We start from the raw sequence: 22392 nt of genomic DNA, 5'->3' as shown, positions 1-22392 counted from the left end.
ACCTATTTATTTATTGTGTTAATGAATCTTTCAAATGCTTCCCTTTCTTTTAATACACCAGCATCCTCAAGTACTTTTGCAAACTTCTTGCCAAGTTCTTTTTGTAAGACGGTTTCTGCCTCTTTGGCATAAGAAAAAGTCCCATACTCAGCTTTCAACTGATCGGCCCATTCGAGATGGTAGGCTTCTACATTACTTTGGTTCCCTAGTAGAAACGCTTGTATTTCTGCCAACTCATCCTTTAGTCTAGGTGGCAAAACGGCAAGCCCCATAACCTCAATTAAGCCAATGTTTTCTTTTTTTATATGGTGAACATCTGCATGTGGGTGAAAAAGGCCAAGTGGATGTTCATCTGTTGTACGATTGTTTCTGAGCACAAGATCGATTTCAAAGAGGCCATTACGATTTCTAGCAATTGGTGTAATGGTGTTATGCGGTGTATTACCCGTATAGGCCATTACATCGGCAAGTTCATCAGAGTAATTTCTCCAAGTTTGTAAAACCTCATCAGCTGCTGTAACGAGTCTATCTATTTTCGTGCCTCTTAAGCGGATCACAGACATCGGCCATTTAACAACCGATGCATCGATATCTGGGAAGGCATTTAATTCAAATGAAAAGGCATCTTCTGCTCGTGTCATGGCAAACTCATAACGTCCAGCCTGATAATGGTCATGACTTAGTATAGAACCACCTACAATTGGTAAATCGGCATTTGAACCAATAAAGTAGTGTGGAAACTGATCTGTAAATGTAAGCAATCGTTCAAATGCATGTCGATCAATTTTCATATCGCAGTGCTCTTCAGAAAGCAAAATGCTATGCTCGTTATAGTAAACATATGGTGAATATTGTAGATACCAGTTTTCTCCCGTAAGAGGAACATGAATAATTCTATGATTCGCACGGGCTGGATGCCCCGTTCTCCCTGTGTATCCTTCATTTTCTTTGCATAAAAGACATTTTGGATAGTTGAGCGTTTGTTTCATCGAACGTTCTCGTTTGATTTGCTCTGGATCTTTTTCTGGCTTTGACAAATTAATGGTAATGTCGAGCTGGCCATATAGAGTATCAACTTTATATGAAATATTTTTCTTAATTCGATTCATCTGAATATAATTGCTGTTTTTACTTAGGTTATAAAAGTAATCCGTTGCGGCTATTGGTGATTCCTCATATTTTTGGTTGAACGTTTTATTAATGACAGAGGGTCTTGCAACAAAGCAATTCATAATATTAGCTGATAGCATTTCCTTTTCATCTAGGACATCCATGATCACCCCTTGTGTTACGGCATAATCTATTAAGTTCTCCAGGAGGTTTGGAATCGTATCATCTGTTTTTTGAACGACTTCTTCTGGAAATGCTTCTAACCCAAGTAGATGGATCACCTGATTACGAACATAATACAAATCAGCTGGTTCAATTAATTCCACTTCCATAGCCTTTTGAAAAAGTCCGGCTAGATCTTCAAAAATCATCATATTCCTTCCTTCCCATAGCCTTCAGGATTTGTTGCATGCCAATTCCAAGCATCTTCAATAATTTTTGTCACTGAAGTTCGTGTTGGAGTCCAGCCTAATACTTGCTTTGCCTTATCGGAGCTAGCAATCAAAATGCTAGGATCACCAGCTCTACGTGTACCCATTTTTGCTGGGATTTCTTTACCTGTTACGGTTCGGGCTGTATCAATCATTTCTTTTACTGAAAATCCTTGATTGCTTCCAAGATTGAACACGTTACTTTTGCCGCCTTCTCTCAGGTAATTGAGTGCTAATAAATGGGCATTGATGAGATCTTCAACATGGACGTAGTCGCGAATACAAGTTCCATCTGGTGTCTCATAGTCATCACCAAAAATGGTAATATGAGATCGTTGTCCGAGTGCAGTCTGTAAGATAATGGGAACCAAATGTGATTCAGGGCGATGATCTTCTCCTATTTCTGCCGTTTCTCTAGCGCCAGCTACATTAAAATAACGCAAGGAAACAAAGTTAACACCATGTGCTTGTTCCGTCCACTTCATGACTTTTTCCATGGTAAGTTTGGTTTCTCCATACGTACTTGTTGGGTTTGTTGGCATTGTTTCAGTAATTGGTACGGCTTCAGGCTCTCCGTAGGTTGCAGCAGTGGAGGAGAAGACAATCTTTTTCACATCATGCTCAACCATTGCTTGAAGCAAAACCTGTGTTCCATAAACATTATTATCAAAGTATTTAAGGGGATTTTCCATCGATTCACCGACAAGTGAATTGGCAGCAAAATGAATAACAGCATCAATCGATTCTTTTTCAAAAACAGCGTTTAGAAAATCAAAATTTCGAATATCGCCTTCATAAAAGGTTGCTTTCGGATGAATAGCACCCCTGTGACCCGTTTCAAGATTATCGACAATTACGACGTTTTCACCTTGATCTATTAATTGATAGACTGCATGTGAACCAATATATCCTGCTCCACCTAAAACTAAAACACTCATATTAACACTCCTCATTAAGTTCTCTTGCCCCATCGCCTATTGACGCCGTATAAAAAGTAGCATCATAGCCCACGACATCATGGTATATACGGTTAATATTTTTCTTGAATTCTTCTATTTTGTCATTCTCAACAATGGCAATGGCGCAACCGCCAAATCCAGCACCGGTCATACGTGCACCGACAACGCCTTCTTGTTCCCAAGCAGCTTGCACAATCGTATCGAGCTCAAGACCAGTTACCTCATAATCGTCTCGTAAAGAGAGGTGTGATTCATTCATTAGTCTACCAAACCCGTTAAGGTCGCCTTGCTGCAATTTATCTAATGCTTCTAATGTCCGTGCATTTTCATGTACAGCATGGTTGGCTCGTTTTTGATTAATCTTATCGGTAATGAGATGTTTATTTTTCTCAAATTGATCCGTCGTTAATTCTCCTAAACTACTTATTGATAACTCTTGTTGTAATTCATTTAGTGCTTCTTCGCACTGGGCACGACGTTCATTGTATTTAGATCCAGCTAAAGTCCGCTGTTTATTTGTATTGATAATCATAACGGCATGGTCATTCAATACAATTGGTGCATATTTATAGTTTAATGTTTGGCAGTCTAGTAGGATGGCATGATCTTTTTTGCCCATGCCAATCGCAAACTGATCCATAATACCGCTGTTCACACCGATGTATTCGTTTTCAACTTTTTGACCAAGTTGGATCATAGGGATACGCTCCATATTCAGATCAAATAGTCCATTTAATAAAACGCCAGTCGCTAATTCGATCGATGCAGAAGAAGAGAGACCGGCACCATTTGGAATATTCCCGTAAAACAAAATATCAGCACCTTGAAGAATGTCTTTACCTGCTTCTTTCATATAAAGAAACATCCCTTTTGGGTAGTTTGCCCAGTTATCAGACTCATCAAAGGATAGATCTGATAAATCGGATTCAATGATTCCAACGTCAGGGAAATTCATTGAATAAAAACGCAGCTTTTGATCGGATCGCTTGCTTCCAAGTGCATAGGTTCCAAACGAAAGGGAAGCAGGAAACACATGTCCTCCGTTATAATCCGTATGTTCACCAATCAGGTTCATTCTACCTGGGGCGAAAAAGGTTCTAGGTGACTGTGTTGTATTAAAAATCGATTGAAATTCTTTTGATAAATTGGCTAAAGTACTCATAATGCCTCCTTAGAATATGTTCGTTACATGTATTTAAAAGATGTAGTAACTTAATTAATTAATTTAATTAAGTTACTACAAGCTTACTACGATTTTTATACTGACGCAATAAAAATCGTAGTAGGAATTCATCGGAATTTTTCTAACAAATGAGTATCAGGTTTAAAGGTACCGCCGTTGAGCTGATTGGTACGCGAAAAGAGAGCGGAGAAGAAGTACAGGTCACTAAAGAGTTGTTTAGGTACGTGAAAAGAGAGCCGAAGAGAAGTACAGGTCATTAAAGAGTCGTTTAGGTATGTGAAAAGAGAGCGGAGGAGAAGTACAGGTCACTAAAGAGTCGTTTAGGTATGTGAAAAGAGAGCGGAGGAGAAGTACAGGTCACTAAAGAATTGTTTACGTATATGAAAAGCATGCACAAGAGAAATAGAAGGTCTTAACGCAGCAAATCAAAGGAGCCGGAGCGGCAAAATAAACAAGTTGTAGTTAACTACTCCTTCACAATGTAATGAGCGGAACGGCCTTGCCCTATTTTTTCATAATTTTCAAGAAGCACATTACGAATCGTTTTTATAGTTTTAGTGGTGTTACACCAATCATAAATTTCGTTTGTAGTTATTTTTCGATTAGGAAAAAGAACTCTAAATTCTTCGATAGTGCGTAAAATGGCAGTAAGATAACTTTCTGAACTACCACAAGCCTTGCAAATTAGGAACATTTTAGTATGGGACGTATCTAATGATCGGCAATGAACACAGGAAACTCCTTTTTTAAGTTCATTGAAATCATAGTCTGGTAGTCTATTGTAAGGTGTTTCTATTAAGGGACTAGATTGTAGCTGTTCCGCTAATTTAAAGTGGGTTTCTTTTAATCGAGAGGATTTCGGCTTTAGGTTTTGTATAAAACGTTTAAGCTGAGTTGGGAACACAATTGGAAGGTTTAAGGGAGCTTGATAAAGTTGAAATTCGGGGTTTACGAAGATAAGATAGCTTTCAATAGGCAACTTATTTCCGAATTCGTGAAGCGATCTTCGAGATAAGGATTCAGTTCGTTTTAATTGAAGCAAGGGGTTTTTGATCTCGATCCTTGAAGCAGAAAACCACCTATCGTCCTCTACAAAAAAGTCACCTTCGTAATTTTTTACTTCGAAAAGATAAATGGTATCAGGAGAAATGAGCAATGTGTCGATTTGAAATAATGTATGGTTACACTCTAGCAATAAATCATTTAGAACCAGCTTTTCAAAGGAGAGATTTTCGAGCCAGCCATCAAGTACTTGCTCACCTTTAAAGCCTTTTTCAAGGTTCGTATAGTAATTTTTAACTTTTACTGGTAAATTCATACGAATATTAAGAGATCTAAGTGCTTTCAACTCTGATGATTCATCACGAGGTTTAAGGTTCAATGCCAATCAGCTCCATTCTTTTCTTTTACATTCATAATAGGTGCTACTTGAGTGATGAACAAGAAACAAATAAATAAAAATCTCCAATAGACTCTTCAATCGTTAAACCACGGGCTTTAAAAACCGCATGCTTGATAGGAAATCCCGTTACTAACCGACTTACATGTATCTACAAATTATTTGTTAGATTCTTTGCGGTTTTAGTGATGATTATGTATATTTGACAGATGGGCACTTAACCTATGATAAGAATGTGCTTAAGTTTTAAAAAATAAAATTAACTGTTATCACAGGCTCTATCATAAATCTTTGATATGCTGATACATTTGGTAATCGTTTCAAAGATTTTTCAAAGACAAGTTAGCGGAGGATCCACAAATGAAACAGAAGTTACCAGTAAAAGAAATTCTCGCTTTAGGCTTTTTTATGTTTGCTTTGTTTTTAGGAGCAGGAAATTTAATCTTTCCGCCTGTGCTTGGGCAGCAAGCAGGTGAATCGATATGGCCTGCCATTTTCGGTTTTTTAGTCACGGGTGTAGGTCTGCCTCTTTTGGCGATTATTACGATCTCAAATGTAGGAGGGGATTTAGATACACTCTCCCAAAGAGTTCATAAGACATTCGCCGTCGTCTTTCCAGTTGTCATTTATCTAACGATCGGTCCCTTTTTTGGTATACCACGGACAGGGACGGTAGCTTATGAAGTCGGGGTCGTACCCTTTCTTCCAAGTACGAGTGGATTCAGTTTATTCGTATCGACACTCATCTTTTTCTCCATTACGTTTTGGCTTGCTCTTAATCCTGCTAAGCTCGTTGATCGCGTTGGTAAAATTTTAACACCGATTCTTTTTGTCTTAATTGTCATCATCTCGATTCGAGCCTTTATCTCACCACTTGGAGATGTTGGTTATGCGGCAGAGACTTACATAGAGGGAGCTTTTTTCAGCGGATTTCTTGAAGGGTTTTTAACAATGGACGCGATTGCCGCACTTGTATTTGGGATCGTTATTATTAACCGAATTCAAGAAAAGGGTTTCAGAGAAGTGGGAGACATTCGTTCTTATACAATTAAAGCAGGAATCATTGCCGGAGTGGGGCTTTCATTTGTGTATATTGCGCTAGCTTATATTGGTGCGACGAGTGTGAATGCAGTTGGGGTGTTAGACAATGGTGGGGCGATCCTCACCGCTGTCACCTCTCGTTTGTTTGGCCCGTTTGGTACGATCCTGCTAGCGTTTGTTATTACAGGGGCTTGTTTAACGACTTCTATTGGGTTGGTTTCAGCATGTGGAGAGTTTCTAACCAAGCGATTCAAAAGAGTGTCCTACCCTGTCATTATTGCCGTTCTATGTCTCTTTAGTTTTACGATGGCGAACCTAGGGCTAAGTCAGTTAATTTCATTTTCTTTGCCTCTTTTGATTGCGATTTACCCGATTACAATCGTATTGATTTCTTTATCCATTTTGCATTTAGTCAAACCACTTTCGAGCTCCATTTATAGTGGCGCGATTATCGGAGCTGGAATCGTAAGCATTTATGACGGATTAACGATGGCAGGGCTTTATTCTGACTTCATCACAAATACGCTCGCACACTTACCTTTATATACAGAAGGAGTAGGCTGGTTACTACCAAGTTTGGTAGGTGGGTTACTAGGTTACTTATATCAAAAACGTTAAATAGCAAAAGGTCTGATCTCAGAAAGGGTTCCTTCTGAGATCAGACCTTTTAATGTATGATTAAGTACCTGGTACAGGATTCTTCATTTTTGATTTATAAATTTGATATAAAAGCAAAGCGAAGACAGATAAAACGATTCCTAAAATATAAGGTAAGCCGATCGTAATCGTAAAGAGCCATCCACCAAGCGGAGGACCGATGATTCGACCAAGTGAATCAAAGGAAGATAAAAGCCCTGTCGTACGACCGTAGCCGGTTGGTGATGCTTTTGTTAACAAAGAAGAAACACTCGGACGAATAAAGCCATTACCGATTCCAAAAACCGTTAAGAACAGGGCGGCAGTTAGAAAACTATCAACAAATAAAATGAGGGCAAAGCCTATCGCAGAAATGACAATCCCTATTTGAATGACTAACCCTTCGCCATATTTCTTCGTAAGCTTTCCTACTAGACCACCTTGCACAAGCGCTCCTGCTAGCCCCATGATCATAAAAATATATCCTAGCTCCACCGCTCCTAAATTAGCTCTTTGATAAGCAAAATAAGCGAATGTAGCTTCTAGACCAGCTAATGATAAAGAGACAAACCATTGCAGGATAAAAAGGATAGAAACTGGACCTTTCAGGGCACTTAATAACGGTGTTCTTTCCTTTAACTGCTTGTTGCGTTGTTCAGGAGTTAAAGATTCCTTTAATACAAAGAGAACAAATAGAAACGTAATGATAGACAATGTACCGGCTATGTAAAATGGAATGCTTAATCCAGACTGAGAGAAGACTCCTCCTAAGGCAGGGCCAAAGACAAAACCTAAGCCAACAGCCGCCCCAATGATTCCCATTCCCTTTCCACGATTCTCTTCTGATGTAATGTCTGCTACATACGCCATAACCGTAGGCATATTAGCAGAAGAGAAAAATCCGCCGATAACCCTTGCGGCAAAAAGCATCCATAGTGTCGATGACACCGCCATTAAGAAAAAGGATAGAGCTAGTCCGAAAATCCCAACCATAATGACAGGCTTTCGGCCAATACGATCAGAAACGCGACCCCACATCGGCGCAAATAGAAGTTGCATAACTGAATACACGGCCATTAATAACCCTAATTGAGTCGGGGTGGCCCCAATTTCCTCTACGTAAAATGGCATCACAGGAATAATGATCCCAAACCCGACCATAACAAGAAACATAACAGCAAATAAGACAGGTAATGATTTTTTTGATTCCAATATGTAGTTCACTCCGATTAGTAGTTAAATTTTAAAGTTCTAATTACGTTGTTATTTTATCATACTATGTAAGGTCTCTGATGTGAAATAAGTGTTTAGTGTTGATGAAAAGTGAAGAAAGGTAGGAACATCCTACAGGAAACAGCTAATTTCGTCGTGAATCGGCACGGATATCTCGGCCATCTCAACCATCTCTGATAGACTTTCTTTTTACTGCTGATTTGCTATTTTAATAGCCCTTCTCCAATAGGACGGATTTACTTCTTATTTCGTAAAGCACTGTGTGAGGATAAGATATTTCTTTAAAACAAAGCTATAATTGATATTAATAGCAGTTTATATTACATTTTCTATAACGGTCATAAATAAAAATGAAATTTTATCTATTAAAATATCTTTGGTAGATTAAGATAAAATGATGGCAAGGTGTGAATTCATGAAAGAATTTTACAATCAGTTACATAAAAAAGTCTATTACATCGTAATGCTAAGCATCATCGCTTTTATGGCAATGGGGTTATTTATTGAGAATCCATTTGATTTTAATATAGGTTATATGTCACATATGGTTTTAGTTGTCATACTCACCATTTTATTATTAATCTATCCTAGGTTTGAGACACATGTTTTTAGAACACTATTGATCATAATAGGAACGATCTACTTCTATACCCTTTTCTTTTTGTATCCTGAGACATTATCTTTGTTTGTATTCCTATGTGTAATACCTGCATTTTCTATCCTGTTTTTTGACGCGAAGTTGTTTTATCTCTCCTTATTTTTCAACTCATTATTAATCGCATGTACATTCTGTTTTATTATACTATTTGATTATAGTAATAATTTTTCACACTTAAAAATGGATCTAATAGGAAATGTGATTAACTTTATATCGATCCAGGTCATTTTATTTTTCATTTTTCATCTATCCTATTTGCGTATAAAAAAACAAAGGTTATATTATGAACAAATGCAGCAGTCGGAGCGATTAAAGACAACGGGTCAACTAACAGCAGCTGTTGCACATGAAATAAGAAATCCGTTGACAGTCGTAAAAGGTTTCTTGCAATTTTATGAAAAAGATCAATCATTAAACAATGAGACAAAGAAGAACTTTACTTTGATGATCGATGAATTAAAAACAGCAGAACATGTCATTTCTCAATTTTTAATGATTGCCAAACCAGATAAAGATAAGAAGATGGAGAGGGTCGATGTCAAGGCTGCTTTGCAGAGTATTACAGATTTACTAAAATCTTATGGGATTATCCATGATAATAGTATCGAATTGAGTGTTGAGGAAAACTGCTATATTGCTGTTCATTTAATAGAGTTTAAACAGTTAATGATTAACTTTATAAAAAATGCTATAGAGGCCTCCGATAAGGGTGATTCAGTCATTGTGAAGGCAGAAAGAAAAAAAGGATATGTTGAAATGAAAATAATGGATCAGGGCTGCGGTATGTCTGAAGAAGAAGTAAAATCTCTGGGTACTCCTTTTTACTCTTTAAAAAGCAAAGGAACTGGTTTAGGTTTGATGATTTGTTTTAATATTGTAGAAAAATATAATGGCACCATTCACTTTACTAGTTCAAAGGGTGAAGGGACAATGGTTACGATTAAGTTTCCATTGGATAAACAGTAGTCTTTGTGAAATTTTTTCAGGGGACCGAGAAGAAGATGATCGGCTAAAATTTCAAGTGATGGCTCTTATCTGAGGACAACGTATCGATAATAAAAAGCTTACTGGCTACATTTTAGCAACAGTAAGCTTTATTTTTGTAGTGTATTAAATTTGGATCACAACACTTTTTCAGGCTAGCTATGGCCGGCCTTTATCTCCCTAGTACCCAACCACTCCCCAATAAACTCCACCTCATCATATGAGAAAAAGTTGCTTAAAATCTCATCACGGTCATCGAGGAAAAGTTGATCTGCAACTGCGGTCACAAGCTTAGGGACTCCCACTCTCATCCCTGAAAGAGCAGAGGCTGAAATTCCACAGCTAATGAGAGCAGAGTAGTTGAACGCAAATAGACCATGTAAATTCTTCCTACATGCTTCATCACGGCTTAAAAAAGCAAAACCAGGGCTAAGGTAAGGGTGGGCATCTAACACTGGACTAGCGACTTCTGCTGGAGCTTGATAACAGTCGCTCCAGCGTGCAATGGAGCTTTCGACTAGGCTCAACTCTGGACGCAGAGCAGGATCGGTTAAGAGGCCCGTACTGATGATTAGAAAATCAAAAGTAAATGTCCCTTGTGGTGTCGTCACCACTGCACCGGCATCGCTCTTCTCTACATTAAGCCACGGTGCACCAAGGTGAAGATGAAACCCAGCCCATGAGGTTGCGCGTTCAAATGTATCGTTGGTCGGTGGCTGATTGTGTTTAAAGAAATGGGCAATGGCCGCATATTTATCAGCATCTGATAACACATGGAACCGTTCAATCATACCGGATCCTTCCATTTGGCGGATGGGGTTGATACGTGGTATTTTTTTACGGCGGACAAAGACATGGGCTTCTCCTACGCCTTCAGAAAGCGCAAAATTAGCGTTATCAAAGGCAGATGCACCCCCGCCTAAAATAGCGACTTTCTTGCCTTTTAGCTCATCAAAATTAATGCTTTCAGAGGTGTGTGCATAGAGATAACGAGGTACGTTTTCCGTTATCATTGGCGGCACGTGCCATTCTCCACCACCTTGAATGCCAGTTGCTAAGATGACTTTACGTGCTAGAACGGTGTCAGAAGGGGCTCCTGTGCCATCTAAGTGGAGGCGGTGGATGCCTTCTTCTAGAGGCTCTACTAACCTTAATTTCACTTCGTTCACAACGGGTAAATGAAGAACTTCGCGATACCAGCGTAAATAATTCATCCATTCGCCTCTTGGAATTTTATCAATGGCTTCCCAACCCTTTGATCCAAACTGGGCTTCCCACCATGAACGGAATGTTAAAGAAGATACACCGAGATCAATTGAGGTTAAATGCTTGGGTGTGCGTAATGTGACCATTCGAGCATATGTCTCCCAAGGTCCTTCTAAGCCTTCGGGGTTTTCGTCGATGATAAGAATATTAGAGATTCGCTCACGCAAAAGACCAAAGGCTGTGCCTAAACCGCTTTGACCGCCACCGATGATCACGACATCATAAACGTGTCCTTCTGGATGGGTGAGTGGGCGGACCCAATCAGCCCCTCCATAAGCGAGATAGGAAAGATCTGTTTTCACTTGTTCATTTAAGGTCTGTAAGCTCATGATTCTTCATTCCTTTCACCGGTATCTAATAAAAAATCATCTTTCCTACATGTACGCCTTTTAGCTTGCAAAATCATACAGTAGAAGAATGATTGAATGTATTTTTGTTCATGCGCTTATCGTATCATTTCTATGTAAGTTATTGGATGTACACTATAGCTAAACTCTTTTTTGTCTATTGTTTAAAATGACTAAACCATTCAAAAACTAAAGCTTATTTAACGAACAAGTGGATGCAAATATACCAACGCGAGTGAATTTTTTCACTGTAAGATGATCATACAAAGTAAAATGACAAAAAATCAGGGCCTATATAGGACAGATAGGAACCATTGAGTCTCTTTCTTACAAGTCGACACAAGGTTTGAATGAAAATATATAGAAAGACTATTTTCCTATGATATAATCCCCATTAAAGAAGTTTGATACAGAAGAGATCGTCTGAAAAAAGGAGATGGAATGGTGGACCATACGGCTGATAAAAGTCTGAATGTTTCGGTTTTAATGAGTGAATTAAAGCAAGATAACCTCGAAATGCAAAATGTAATGAAAAAGATTAGAGACATATCAACAAAGTCAAATATATTAGCTTTAAACTCGGGAATTGAGGCAGCTCGTGCGGGAGAAGCAGGGCGAGGTTTTTCCGTTGTTGCAACGGAGATTAAAAAGTTTGCTGAACAAAGTTTGAATGCGAGTAAGGAAAGTGAAACGATTATTAATAGCATTCAAAATAAAGCAAATGAAATTATTGCGGTCCGTACGGTCGATATGGCCTTTGATACGATTGATAAGGTGGATCGCAACTTGTTTGAGCGCAACTGTGATGTCCAAGCTTGGGCGACGTTTGATGCCATTAAAGACTGTTTGCTTCAACCGACAGCGGAATCAAAGCAAACGGCTCAATCATTTTTGAAAAATATTTATAACATTTACGAAGTGTACTTTGATTTATTTGTAGTAGATTTATCAGGGGAAATTATGGTTGCTTCACAAAGTCAAGGCCAAGTAGGAAAGAACATGTCAGACCGTGAGTGGTTTAAGGAAACGATTCAAAAAAAGGCCGTGCATGTAACGGATATGTATTATTCTGCGGTAATCGGTGGCTATACAATGGGGTATTCTAGCCCTGTTCATAATGATGAGGGTGAAGTGATTGGCGTTTTTACAACCAGATTCAACTGGGAGTTTATTTACGATATTATTGATCGTGTTAAGCTTGATGAAAAAAGTCAACTTTATCTCATCAATTCAGATGGCTATGTGATCGCTTCTAAAGACCGTACAGGAATTTTAGAAAGAAAACTAACGCATTTGAAAGCAGTAGAAAAGGTTTTGTCTGGTCGAGAAGATCGGGGCTATGTATTGGAGAATAATCAAATTTATGCTTTCTGCTTAACAGAAGGGTATAATGCTTATAAAGGCAAGGGTTGGTCCGTTATTGTAGTAGAATCGATTGTATAAAAGAAGTGAAACCAATAAAAAAGAGGGTGTCTCAAGAGCTGTCAAGCTGTGAGACATCCTCTTTATTTAAAATCAACGATAATGAAACATTGATCATCGTTTTTATGGTAGGAGTGTTCCTTATGATGGAGCGATTGTAAAATCCGTTCTTTTAATTCGGTTATGGAGTCATTTGGGTGTTCTCTCAAGATCGACTGTAAATGGTTAGAGCCAAGTGGGTCGGTCACGCCATCCGTATAAAGGAGTAATCGGCCTCCTTTAGTGTAGGAAAACGTTTTGGTTTTGAACTGTATTCCTTCAATCAAGCCAACTGGGGGCGTCGAAGAGAAAAGTTCAACCTGCTCCCCACAAGGACCTTGCCAGAAAGCAGGGGGATGACCTGAATTAACATACTCAATCTCTTGTTTCTTCGTATCAATTAATAGATAAATAGCGGTACAATAGTGTCTCGCCTCATCATTGTTTTCAAATAAGTCATGTAGATATCGATCGAGTTCTTTCATGACAATATCTGCTGAAATGCCTCTTGATATTAATCGCTGAAACAAGGAATGAAGCGACATAGAGACTAAGGCTGACGATATTCCATGTCCCATTACATCAAGAATGATGATTCCGTATCGATGTGGATCGATCTGGTAAAAGCCATACATATCGCCTGATAAATCGCTTGAGGCTTTATAAAATGATTCCATTTGAAGATGCTCATTTTGGATAGGTTCAGTTAAAGAGATTTCTTGAATGTTTCGGGCGAGTTCTAGCTCTTTTTCTGTATCTGTTTTGTATTTTTGATTTTGGTTATTTAACTCTAAAAGCTCTTCTTGTTTCGTTTCTAGCGTTTTCAGCACCATTTCTAAGTCTGAATTGGCTTTGTTTTTTGCTGCTAATGCTTGTTCGGCCTCATTTCTGGCTAACAGAAGTTTATTTTCAAACTCATTTCTTTTACGCATCGGAATCAGCACACAGTTGGTAAGAGGTACCCCGTCTTTCTCTTTTCGACATGCATTAAGAAGGACAGGAATCTCTTCCCCCTTTTTTGTAAGAAGAGAAATGTACATTTCTTCAACTTGTTTTTCGACTTTTACAAGAGGAAAAAAGTAGAGTTGATAAAACATTTGAGCAGGAACTGAAAGGATGCAGTTGATGTTTTGTTTGGACAATTCTTCTAATGAATACCCCAGTAATGAAAGTAAGGTCTGGTTAATGGATACGATTGTACCTTCATCGGATAGCGCTAAAAAGCCACACGGTGCATCATTCAATTGCTCGTCCATATCCTCTCTCCCTTCCTTCATCGGTTTAAGTAGTCACGTATACATTGAATCGTTTCAGTAGGATGACTCATATGAGGACAATGTCCTGTTGCTTGCATCAATGTAAAGGTGCTGTTTGGAATGTGTTGATGAACATATTGACCAACAGCTGGTGAAGCGATAATATCTTCCGAACATTGAAGAATGAGTGAGGGAATACGAACTTTTGTTAACTCCGCACGATGATCTGAAAAAAAAGTAGCTTTTGCAAATTGACGTGCAATAATTGGATCAGTCGAACAAAAGCGAGTCTCTAAATCCTTTGCAAGTTCGGGTCGATCGGGGTTGCTCATAACAGTCGATGCAAATACATTGGCCCACCCGATGTAATTTTTCTCCATCATCTCAACCAGTCCTAATAAGTCTTTTTCCTCAAAACCACCTGTGTAAAGAGGAGGATCATTTAAATAGCAAGGCGAAGGCCCTATCATAATGAGGTGTGAAAAATAGTGTGATTGTTGAATGGAAGCGAGCATACCAATCATACTCCCAACAGAATGTCCGACAAACACCGCCTCTTTTATTTGTAAAGCTTCACATACATCAAGTACATCTTGAGCGTAACCCTCTAACGTACTATACTTGATTGGGTCATAGGCGTTTACATCTGAATGACCAGCTCCAACATAGTCAAAGGAAATAATACGATAATCATCTTCAAACGCTTTAGCAACGAGATTCCAAACATTTTGATCACAGCCAAAACCAGGAGCAAAAATCATCGGTTGGCTCCCATGACCTGTGACCTGAACGTAATTACGTGTTAAAATATGATCCATTACAGGCTCCTTCTATGGTGAAACATCATTTTTATTATTTCGGTTTTTATTGATAAGGGAGGAAAGTTCTCCCATAGGAGAGTAATCAAAAGATCTATTCATTAAAGTGTAATATAATAAGACTTGGATATATAGAGGGAATTAGTATGATTCTCGAAATAATGAATCACAAGTGGTGCAAACCTTGTTTAACGAAATTAAATTTGCGACAATACTAAGATAGATCATTAGGAATGCATTACATTTAACGGCTAGAAAAGAGGGTAACACAATGAATAGAGAATCCATTTATGGGTTAACATCCGAACAAGTAACGACGTGGCTGTTGGAACGTGGACATAAAAAAGGGCGAGCAGCCCAAGTGTGGGACTGGTTATATCGAAAGAGAGTAACCGAGTTTTCCGAGATGAGTGATGTAAACAAGGACTGCCTACGTTTACTTGAAGAGCATTTCCACATTCAAACATTAACCGAGCATACAAAGCAAGAGTCAGCAGACGGGACAGTTAAATTTTTGTTTACATTAAAAGACGGAAATCTAATTGAAACGGTGTTAATGCGACATAAGTACGGATTATCGGTTTGTGTAACGACACAGGTTGGCTGTAATATCGGCTGTAGTTTTTGTGCGAGCGGTTTGTTGAAGAAGGATCGTGACTTATCGAGTGGAGAAATTGTTGAGCAGATTATGAAGGTTCAACTTCACCTAGACCAAGTAGGTAAGGGTGAAAAAGTGAGCCACATTGTCATTATGGGAATCGGGGAGCCATTTGATAACTTTACGAATATGGTTGATTTCTTGGAAATTGTTAAGGACCAAAAAGGGTTAGAGATTGGCCCAAGGCACATTACGGTCTCTACGAGTGGCCTTGCAAATAAAATTTATGAGTTTGCTGATTTAAAATTACAAGTCAACCTAGCCATTTCGCTGCATGCACCAAATGATGAGCTCCGTACGCGAATTATGAAAATAAATCGAGCGATTCCGCTCGAAAAATTAATGCCGGCGATTGAATATTATATCGAGAAATCCAATCGTAGAATTACGTTGGAATACATTCTTTTAAAGGATGTAAATGATCAGAGAGAGCATGCCGAGGAGCTTGCAGAACTTATTGGCGGTATGCGAGCGTATGTGAATTTAATTCCTTATAACCCAGTTGATGAGCATAGTCAATATCAACGAAGCGAGGAAGAAACCGTACTTGCTTTCTATGACATATTAAAGAAAAACGGAATCAACTGCGGAATTCGGATTGAACATGGAACAGATATCGATGCAGCCTGTGGTCAGTTAAGAAGTAAGCAAATGAACCAAGCGTAAGCATAGAACAATCAACCTTTTACGGTTGGTTGTTTTTTTTGTGGATAATCGTTAAAGTGGGGCCAAAAGGTTATACACAACTGAATAAGAAGAAAAAATATTCAACAAAACGTTTATCCACATGTGGATAAGTGTTCTTGAGCTTTAATCACAAGAAAGGCTATCTGAATATATGCGTCAGATAGCCTTGTCTTCAATTAAGTTTAAAGAATATGCTTTATTTCATTAAAAGCCATTAGAAGTGGAGCAACGCCATGTCCGTTGTTGGTTACGATTGGTTCTCCAGCGATGTAATAGTCGTAGCTTCCATCTCTAACAACGCCTGTATCTGGGTGTGTACCAAGACCGGCACTTTTACAAATGCCACTTAATAAAACTTCGCCATTCTCTTCGGTAACATACTTTTTGACGGTTCCATCAAATGCCGCTTTTCCGAATGTTCGATAGCCTTCCGGAAGATAGCCTAGCCTAGCTCCTTTTAAAATCGCATATGAAAACATTAATGTGCCGCTAGATTCTAAGTAATTGCCTTTTCGTCCACTTAATTCAACAACCTGGTACCACATGCCGCTATAGTGTTGGTAGCGTAGCATGCCATCGACAGCTTCTTTTAAGAGATCTTTTAATGGTTGTGTATCAACCTTTTCGTTTGCTAACGTTTCAAGAATATCGACAAGGGCCATCACAAACCACCCAACGGCACGAGCCCAAACGTGAGGGGAGAGGCCAGTAGACTTATCTGCCCAAAACATTTCACGACTTTCGTCATAAGCATGAAAGTAAAGTTGTGTTTCTTCGTCGAACAAAAGCTTCCTTACTTGTTTAAATTGTTCTAGAGTATCGGAATAGTCTTTAGTAGCTTCAAATTCTTTAATATATTGAACGTAAAAAGGCTGACCCATGTAAAGACCGTCCATCCAAATTTGATGGGGGTAATTGGTTTTATGCCAGAAGTTTTTTGTCGAAGTACGTGGATATGTTTCTAATTGCTTATAGATTAGATCTAGAACTTTTTTATACTTTGGATCTTGTTCTTTTTCATAGAGTTTAAATAGAATTTCAGTCATTCTAATTTGATCAATACTGTAGTAGCTGACGTCAATCTGTTCAACATTTCCATTTTCATCAACTAGTTGGTCTATAAAATTTTTCACAAAAAGGTATTCCTCCTCATTACCAGTTTGGTTATAACTTTCTAAATAAGCTTTCATAATACAACCTTCTACATAATGCCAGTTATAGGAATACCACTTTCCACATCCGCTCATATATTGCGTTTTGAGCTTTTCAATTAATTTATAAGACATAACGAAACACCTCCAAAGTATAGTTGAATAACAACGTTGTTATAATCATTTAATAAGAAACTGAAAGCGTTGTCAATAGGGTGTTGGGCATGGACATGTTTTGGGTTATTCATAATAGAGGTGATTGAATCGATTTAGGGACTGGCTGAAAAAGAGCGTTAGGATAAATAGTCAATTATCTGCTTCTTAAAGAGGCCTATATCATGATTCATTTGTTGTAAGAAAGCAAAGGGGCATCGATAACCGTTAGCTTCTTTTCTAGAAAAGAGAAGGAGTAGGGGAGAGGAGAAAGGTAAAAAAAAACAAGCGTATACATTAATGTATACGTGTTTACGTATTGCATACATGAAGTACACATTAATGTATGCATGAATACAAACTTGTACACATCTTGTTGTCGCAGTATGTGTACAAGTTTGTAACATTGTAAACAGAAATGTATACATATAATCGTATTCGTATACAATTTAACCGCGATTAGCGAGTCTGCAACTTCACTATAATCTACTAGTAAGATGGAAATATTTAGTTTCGCTCAGGAAACTCGATTCGGGTGCATTTTTTATGAGTAAAAGTAGAATTGCGCAATGGGTGTAGGTCATGATTTGATCAAGGGGTTATTTGGAAAAGTTGATTTTGAATGGAATATATCCAATGTGGTTGCGTAAAAGATACAGAAAGTCGTCCTGTTATTGGAAAGGATCATTTATTGGATGGCGGCACATAGCAGAGTTCACTCCCCTGCTTTAAAAGATCATAATGTCATCTGTCGTTGGCTAAGCAATTAAAAGTGACCATGCATTAGAACTAGATCCATGTTATAAAACGGAGGGTGACCAAACGCTTGTTGTGTTGTTATCTTGTTAGCATGGGATGTGGTGAGAGAAGAAATTAAAGAAGCTTTTAAAAAGACAAACAATGTAATGGGTACTAGCTACATTGTTTAAAACAGGGTTCCCTAAGTGAAGTAAAAGAAAGTAAAGATGTCGGATACGGATCGCGACTAATAAACTTTGATTTACCGGTAGAATTTTTAGTCACTCCTAAATACCAAAGGTTAATAGTAAATTTAATCATGTGAAGATAGAACCTAAAAGGAATTAACGATTGATGGATCATAACTTAAATATCACTAATTGAGATTTGGTTGATAAGACAATTACTTTTTATGATATCGGTGATTGCGGTCATAAAAAACGCAATGTCAATGATGGTAAAGCAAAAGGTTTCGAATAGGTGTATCGGAATCACTAGAAGCAATCAGACGAATGAAACCTGAACGAAGCATGGCATTGAATGACGAAACATCTCCAAAGTGTATATTACAAACTAAAAGCGCTGTTATAAAACTAGTTAATAGTAAACTAAAAAAATATTTTCAATAGGATGTTAGGGCATCGGTATGTTTTGGGTTATTAAATAATGAAGGTAGTGAGTAATTAGAACAAGCTTGAAATAGAAGTGATCAATTTAGTGATTGGCCTGACGAAAGAGAGCTAGAGATAATTAGTCCATTATTTTTCTCGAGTGGACTGAGGATTTGTGCAACGTGATTCATTTTTTTTTTGAAAGCAATGAGGCATGGAAAACCATTAGATTCCTTTCTAGAAAAAAGAAGGAGTGGGGGGAGGGGGATTTTGCAAATTCACTTGAAGAAAAGGTAAGCGACGGAGTTTTTATTTAGGGTGCCTATAGGAACGTTTTTTTATTTTGACGAAAGAGAGGAGGGGGAGGTAAATTGTCGAACTGAGATCAAAAAAAAAACGAATGTTTACATTAATGTGTGCATGTTTACGTTTTGTATGCAGTTTGTTTGCAAAAATGTGTGCATGTATACAAAACTGTACGCATGTTGTTGTGATAGTGTGTGTACTGGTTTGTAACGTTGTATACAAAACTGTAAACTTGTAATCGTGTTTGAATACAACTTAAGTATCATTGACGAATCTACAACTCTACTATAATCTACTAGTAAGTGGGAAAAACTTGGTTTGACCCCAAAAATTTGATTGGAAGGTGTGTTTATATGAGTAAAAGTAGAATTGCTGCAATTGATGTAGGTAATGATTCGATTAAAGCGTTATTTGGAAAAGCTGATTTTGAATTGAATATTCCAAATGTCATTGCTAGAGATACAGAAGACCGTCCTGTTATTGGGATCGAGGAATTAAACGATAAGGATCCATTAGAGGGTATACATATTAGAGTTCACTCCCCTGCTTTAAAAGATAATAATGTCATCTATCGTGTTGGGAACTTAGCAGCTAAAAGTGACAACGCATCAGAACTAGATCCAGGTAGTAGTAAATCTGAGGAAGACCAAACGCTTGTTATGTTGTTTGCTACGTTAGCATTGGATGCAGTGAGAGAAGAAAATAAAGAAGCTTTTAAAAAGACAAACAATGTAATTGATGCTAATTACACGCTTGGAACAGGGCTTCCCCTACGTGAAGTAAAAGAAGGTAAAGATGTCGGCTACAGATCGCGACTATTAAGTTCGGTACACCAAGTAGAATTTTTAGTCACTCCTAAATACCAAGGATTAAAGGTTAATATAAAATTTGATCAGCTAAAGATATATCCTGAAGGATTTGCTGCTTACATTAACTTAGTAATGGATAATAACTTAAACATTACGAATAGAGATTTAGTTGATAAGAGAATTATCATTCAAGATATCGGTGGTTTATCAACGGATATTGCGGTTATTAAAAATCGTAATGTTGATGATGATAAGGCACAAGGTTTCAATCTAGGTGTTTCTGAATCTTTAGAAGCGATTAGAGAAGAAATTAGAACGAAGCATGGTATTGAGTTAGATAGTCGTCGAGATGTAGTAGAAATCTTAACGAAAAAACAAGATCGTAATCATATTATGGTAAAAGGTAGTCGGACAAGCGTTCACGATATTACTGACCGTATTCTTTTAGAGCTAGCAAAGAAACAGTACCGTCATTTACGTAATGTTTGGCAAAAGAACTCTCAAACGGAAATTGCTTATTTCGTAGGTGGTGGTGCGATGGTTCTTAAAGATTACCTAACAACACTAAATAACAACTTAGATGGATATAACATTGGATTCTTTGAAGATGAGAAAGAAAGCATTTGGATGATGGCAAATGCTTATTATAAGTTAATTGCAGCATTTGACCGAAAAAGTCAGAAAGACACTGATAAAAAAGCTGTAAAAAACTAGTAGGGTGATTTCATGACAAAAAAGGGGACGACTGGGATTCAGAGGGGGCAGGCGATAACATTCCGTCTCCCTTCTGATACACCTGATCACATCATAAAACAATTACAGAAATTAAAAGAGACAGAAAGAAGAAACTTCTCTAGTAAAATTGCAGAATTTACAATTGAAGGCGTTAGTAACTCTATTGCGCGCGAGAAAGAAACAGTAACAATCCCGCTTCCGAGACAGCTAAGTAAAGAACAACGGAGCTGGCTTAAACATTCTCACTCTGAAGCTTTGTTAGGCAGTGTCATCTATAATCTGTTAGCAGACCCTGTTCGAGCGACGTCTGTTCTAGCAGCTCTTAACAGTAATTCGATTAATATTGATGAAGCTCTTTATTTGCAGGAACAAGAAGAAATGATCTTTGATTCGAAAGCGAATCCAGTCGATCTTGAAGACGATCTGGAGGATGTAGAAGATCGAGTACCTGACAACCAAGATGATTTGGAAGATGACTTGATGAATTTTAATTGGAATTCAGCTCGAGATGAATTCGCTGCAACGGAAGAAGCGCAGGACGATGAAGAAGAGGATGCGGAAGATTTATTAGGTGACTTCTTAGCGCAGATGAATAAGTAAGAAAAGGACAGACTCAAGAGCGGAAAGCGCAATAGAGTCTGTTTTTTTATTATTAAATGGAAATGTTCCCAATGAATAGTACCGTAAATTTTTATGATCCGAGCAGGTCTATTTTTCAAATCCGAAACTCCTAATTTATGAGCCGAAATGATCCATTTATTATCCAAACTTCCCTCCACTCATTAAACAGTCCGGGACTTTTAGCCTGTATAGAGAATAAGGTAGAAAAAAATGACAACAGAATCGAAGGGAATAAAAGCGTTTTATTTAAAGGGATTAACAAAATGTATCTAACTCAACAGCTCAAATTGACCAAAGCACCATAAAGGTCAAAGAAACCATTGACTTGTTAGAAGAAATAGCTAGACCAACCCGTAGCTAATTCGCAGAATGTCGCTTCTTCGTCAGAAGAGCAACTTGCATCGATGGAGGACTTTTCCTCTTCCTCAGAGCACTTAAGTAAAATGGCACAAGATTTAAGTCAATTGATTCAGTGATTTAAGCTATAAGAGACAACATGGACCTCGGGTTAACAAGACTAATGAAAAGTAGATTTAACTCTTTTCATTAGTCTTAATTTGTTTTTTTGATCGAGGACTAGATCCAATCCTTGATCATTTAGTGTTGGTTAGGTAGTTTTTGTAAAGCTTGTTTCTGCGCTTCTAACTCTTCTCGAACTAATTGAATGGCATCTTGATTATCAAAATCAGAAGCCTGTCCTAGAGCATGTTCAGCTTTTTCAATTGAGTTATAAGCTTGGTCAATTAATTGCTTATTTGGGTGACTTAGCGCTTGGCTAACCGCATTTTGAACGTGTTCAACCGATTGCTGAGCTTGGAAAATTTCATTTTGAGTTTGTAGGCTAGAAATATTATTTTTCATTTAACACATCTCCCTTCATAGTTATATTGCTTTATATTTGCCTTTTATATGATTAAAAATTTCATCCTTTTTTTAATGGTTAAGACAAGTAAGAACATCATGAATAAATTCTTGAATCCTTTCCCTTATGAAAATTTGGCAATGGAATACGCCAAAAAAATAGTTTTTTCAGCTTTCATCCCTTTAGGCGGATGTATAAAATGGATCTACCTCAGTTATAGTAAGTCGAACCTTTATACGAATTGGAATCAACATACAAAAATTCACGTGAATAATGGTA

16 protein-coding genes are annotated in these 22392 nt (G+C 37.8%); 6 read left to right on the top strand and 10 right to left on the bottom strand.

Annotated features, from left to right (window positions below; genetic code table 11):
• Window positions 1–2 precede the first annotated feature (2 nt).
• The 4 genes from galT to PQ474_RS10205 form a co-directional block, all read right to left on the bottom strand.
• On the bottom strand, window positions 3–1481 hold the full coding sequence (gene galT, locus PQ474_RS10220; RefSeq protein WP_273842863.1) for a UDP-glucose--hexose-1-phosphate uridylyltransferase: 1479 nt from the start codon (window positions 1479–1481) through the stop codon (window positions 3–5).
• A complete protein-coding gene (gene galE, locus PQ474_RS10215) occupies window positions 1481–2479 on the bottom strand; it encodes a UDP-glucose 4-epimerase GalE (RefSeq protein ID WP_273842659.1) in 999 nt (332 codons plus the stop codon). Before galE ends, galT begins: the two co-directional genes overlap by 1 nt.
• Window position 2480: 1 nt before the next feature.
• Window positions 2481–3662 (bottom strand): galactokinase, encoded by a 1182-nt coding sequence (locus tag PQ474_RS10210; protein ID WP_273842657.1) that lies wholly within the window; start codon window positions 3660–3662, stop codon window positions 2481–2483.
• Between the two features lie 487 nt (window positions 3663–4149).
• A complete protein-coding gene (locus tag PQ474_RS10205; protein ID WP_273842654.1) occupies window positions 4150–5064 on the bottom strand; it encodes a nuclease-related domain-containing protein in 915 nt (304 codons plus the stop codon).
• A 378-nt stretch (window positions 5065–5442) separates the two neighbouring features.
• On the opposite strand from PQ474_RS10205, the gene brnQ reads away from it, so the two are divergent.
• Window positions 5443–6741 (top strand): branched-chain amino acid transport system II carrier protein, encoded by a 1299-nt coding sequence (brnQ, locus tag PQ474_RS10200; RefSeq protein WP_273842652.1) that lies wholly within the window; start codon window positions 5443–5445, stop codon window positions 6739–6741.
• Between the two features lie 60 nt (window positions 6742–6801).
• On the opposite strand, the gene PQ474_RS10195 is transcribed toward brnQ, so the two are convergent.
• Window positions 6802–7971 carry an MFS transporter gene (locus PQ474_RS10195; protein ID WP_273842649.1) on the bottom strand — a complete coding sequence of 390 codons (1170 nt, stop codon included), beginning with the start codon at window positions 7969–7971 and terminating at the stop codon, window positions 6802–6804.
• Window positions 7972–8407: 436 nt separating this feature from the next.
• Between PQ474_RS10195 and PQ474_RS10190 the strand changes: the two genes are divergently transcribed.
• On the top strand, window positions 8408–9616 hold the full coding sequence (locus PQ474_RS10190) for a sensor histidine kinase (protein WP_273842646.1): 1209 nt from the start codon (window positions 8408–8410) through the stop codon (window positions 9614–9616).
• 173 nt (window positions 9617–9789) lie between these two features.
• Here PQ474_RS10190 and PQ474_RS10185 read toward each other — a convergent pair whose 3' ends face one another.
• A complete protein-coding gene (locus PQ474_RS10185; protein WP_273842644.1) occupies window positions 9790–11229 on the bottom strand; it encodes an NAD(P)-binding domain-containing protein in 1440 nt (479 codons plus the stop codon).
• A 459-nt stretch (window positions 11230–11688) separates the two neighbouring features.
• On the opposite strand from PQ474_RS10185, the gene PQ474_RS10180 reads away from it, so the two are divergent.
• Window positions 11689–12690: a methyl-accepting chemotaxis protein gene (locus PQ474_RS10180; RefSeq protein WP_273842641.1), complete on the top strand. Its 1002-nt coding sequence runs from the start codon at window positions 11689–11691 to the stop codon at window positions 12688–12690.
• Window positions 12691–12752: 62 nt separating this feature from the next.
• On the opposite strand, the gene PQ474_RS10175 is transcribed toward PQ474_RS10180, so the two are convergent.
• Both PQ474_RS10175 and PQ474_RS10170 read right to left on the bottom strand, forming a co-directional pair.
• A complete protein-coding gene (locus PQ474_RS10175) occupies window positions 12753–13964 on the bottom strand; it encodes a SpoIIE family protein phosphatase (RefSeq protein WP_273842639.1) in 1212 nt (403 codons plus the stop codon).
• 17 nt (window positions 13965–13981) lie between these two features.
• A complete protein-coding gene (locus tag PQ474_RS10170) occupies window positions 13982–14782 on the bottom strand; it encodes an alpha/beta fold hydrolase (protein ID WP_273842637.1) in 801 nt (266 codons plus the stop codon).
• Window positions 14783–15053: 271 nt separating this feature from the next.
• On the opposite strand from PQ474_RS10170, the gene rlmN reads away from it, so the two are divergent.
• Complete coding sequence (rlmN, locus tag PQ474_RS10165) at window positions 15054–16106, top strand: dual-specificity RNA methyltransferase RlmN (RefSeq protein ID WP_273842636.1); 1053 nt, start codon at window positions 15054–15056, stop codon at window positions 16104–16106.
• Window positions 16107–16309: 203 nt separating this feature from the next.
• Here rlmN and PQ474_RS10160 read toward each other — a convergent pair whose 3' ends face one another.
• Window positions 16310–17413, bottom strand: a complete 1104-nt coding sequence (locus PQ474_RS10160; RefSeq protein ID WP_273842633.1) for a glycoside hydrolase family 88/105 protein — start codon at window positions 17411–17413, stop codon at window positions 16310–16312.
• A gap of 2026 nt (window positions 17414–19439) precedes the next feature.
• Between PQ474_RS10160 and PQ474_RS10155 the strand changes: the two genes are divergently transcribed.
• Both PQ474_RS10155 and PQ474_RS10150 read left to right on the top strand, forming a co-directional pair.
• Window positions 19440–20609 carry a ParM/StbA family protein gene (locus tag PQ474_RS10155; protein ID WP_273842631.1) on the top strand — a complete coding sequence of 390 codons (1170 nt, stop codon included), beginning with the start codon at window positions 19440–19442 and terminating at the stop codon, window positions 20607–20609.
• 12 nt (window positions 20610–20621) lie between these two features.
• Window positions 20622–21230: a hypothetical protein gene (locus tag PQ474_RS10150; RefSeq protein WP_273842629.1), complete on the top strand. Its 609-nt coding sequence runs from the start codon at window positions 20622–20624 to the stop codon at window positions 21228–21230.
• A 618-nt stretch (window positions 21231–21848) separates the two neighbouring features.
• Here the strand turns inward: PQ474_RS10150 and PQ474_RS10145 are convergent.
• Complete coding sequence (locus PQ474_RS10145) at window positions 21849–22112, bottom strand: hypothetical protein (RefSeq protein WP_273842627.1); 264 nt, start codon at window positions 22110–22112, stop codon at window positions 21849–21851.
• Window positions 22113–22392: the final 280 nt, after the last annotated feature.

The sequence above is a fragment of the Halalkalibacter alkalisediminis genome (assembly GCF_028610705.1).
Classification (GTDB): domain Bacteria; phylum Bacillota; class Bacilli; order Bacillales; family Bacillaceae_D; genus Halalkalibacter; species Halalkalibacter alkalisediminis.
Note: the sequence above shows the minus strand (reverse complement) of the source record. Positions and strands in the feature narration are given on the sequence as shown.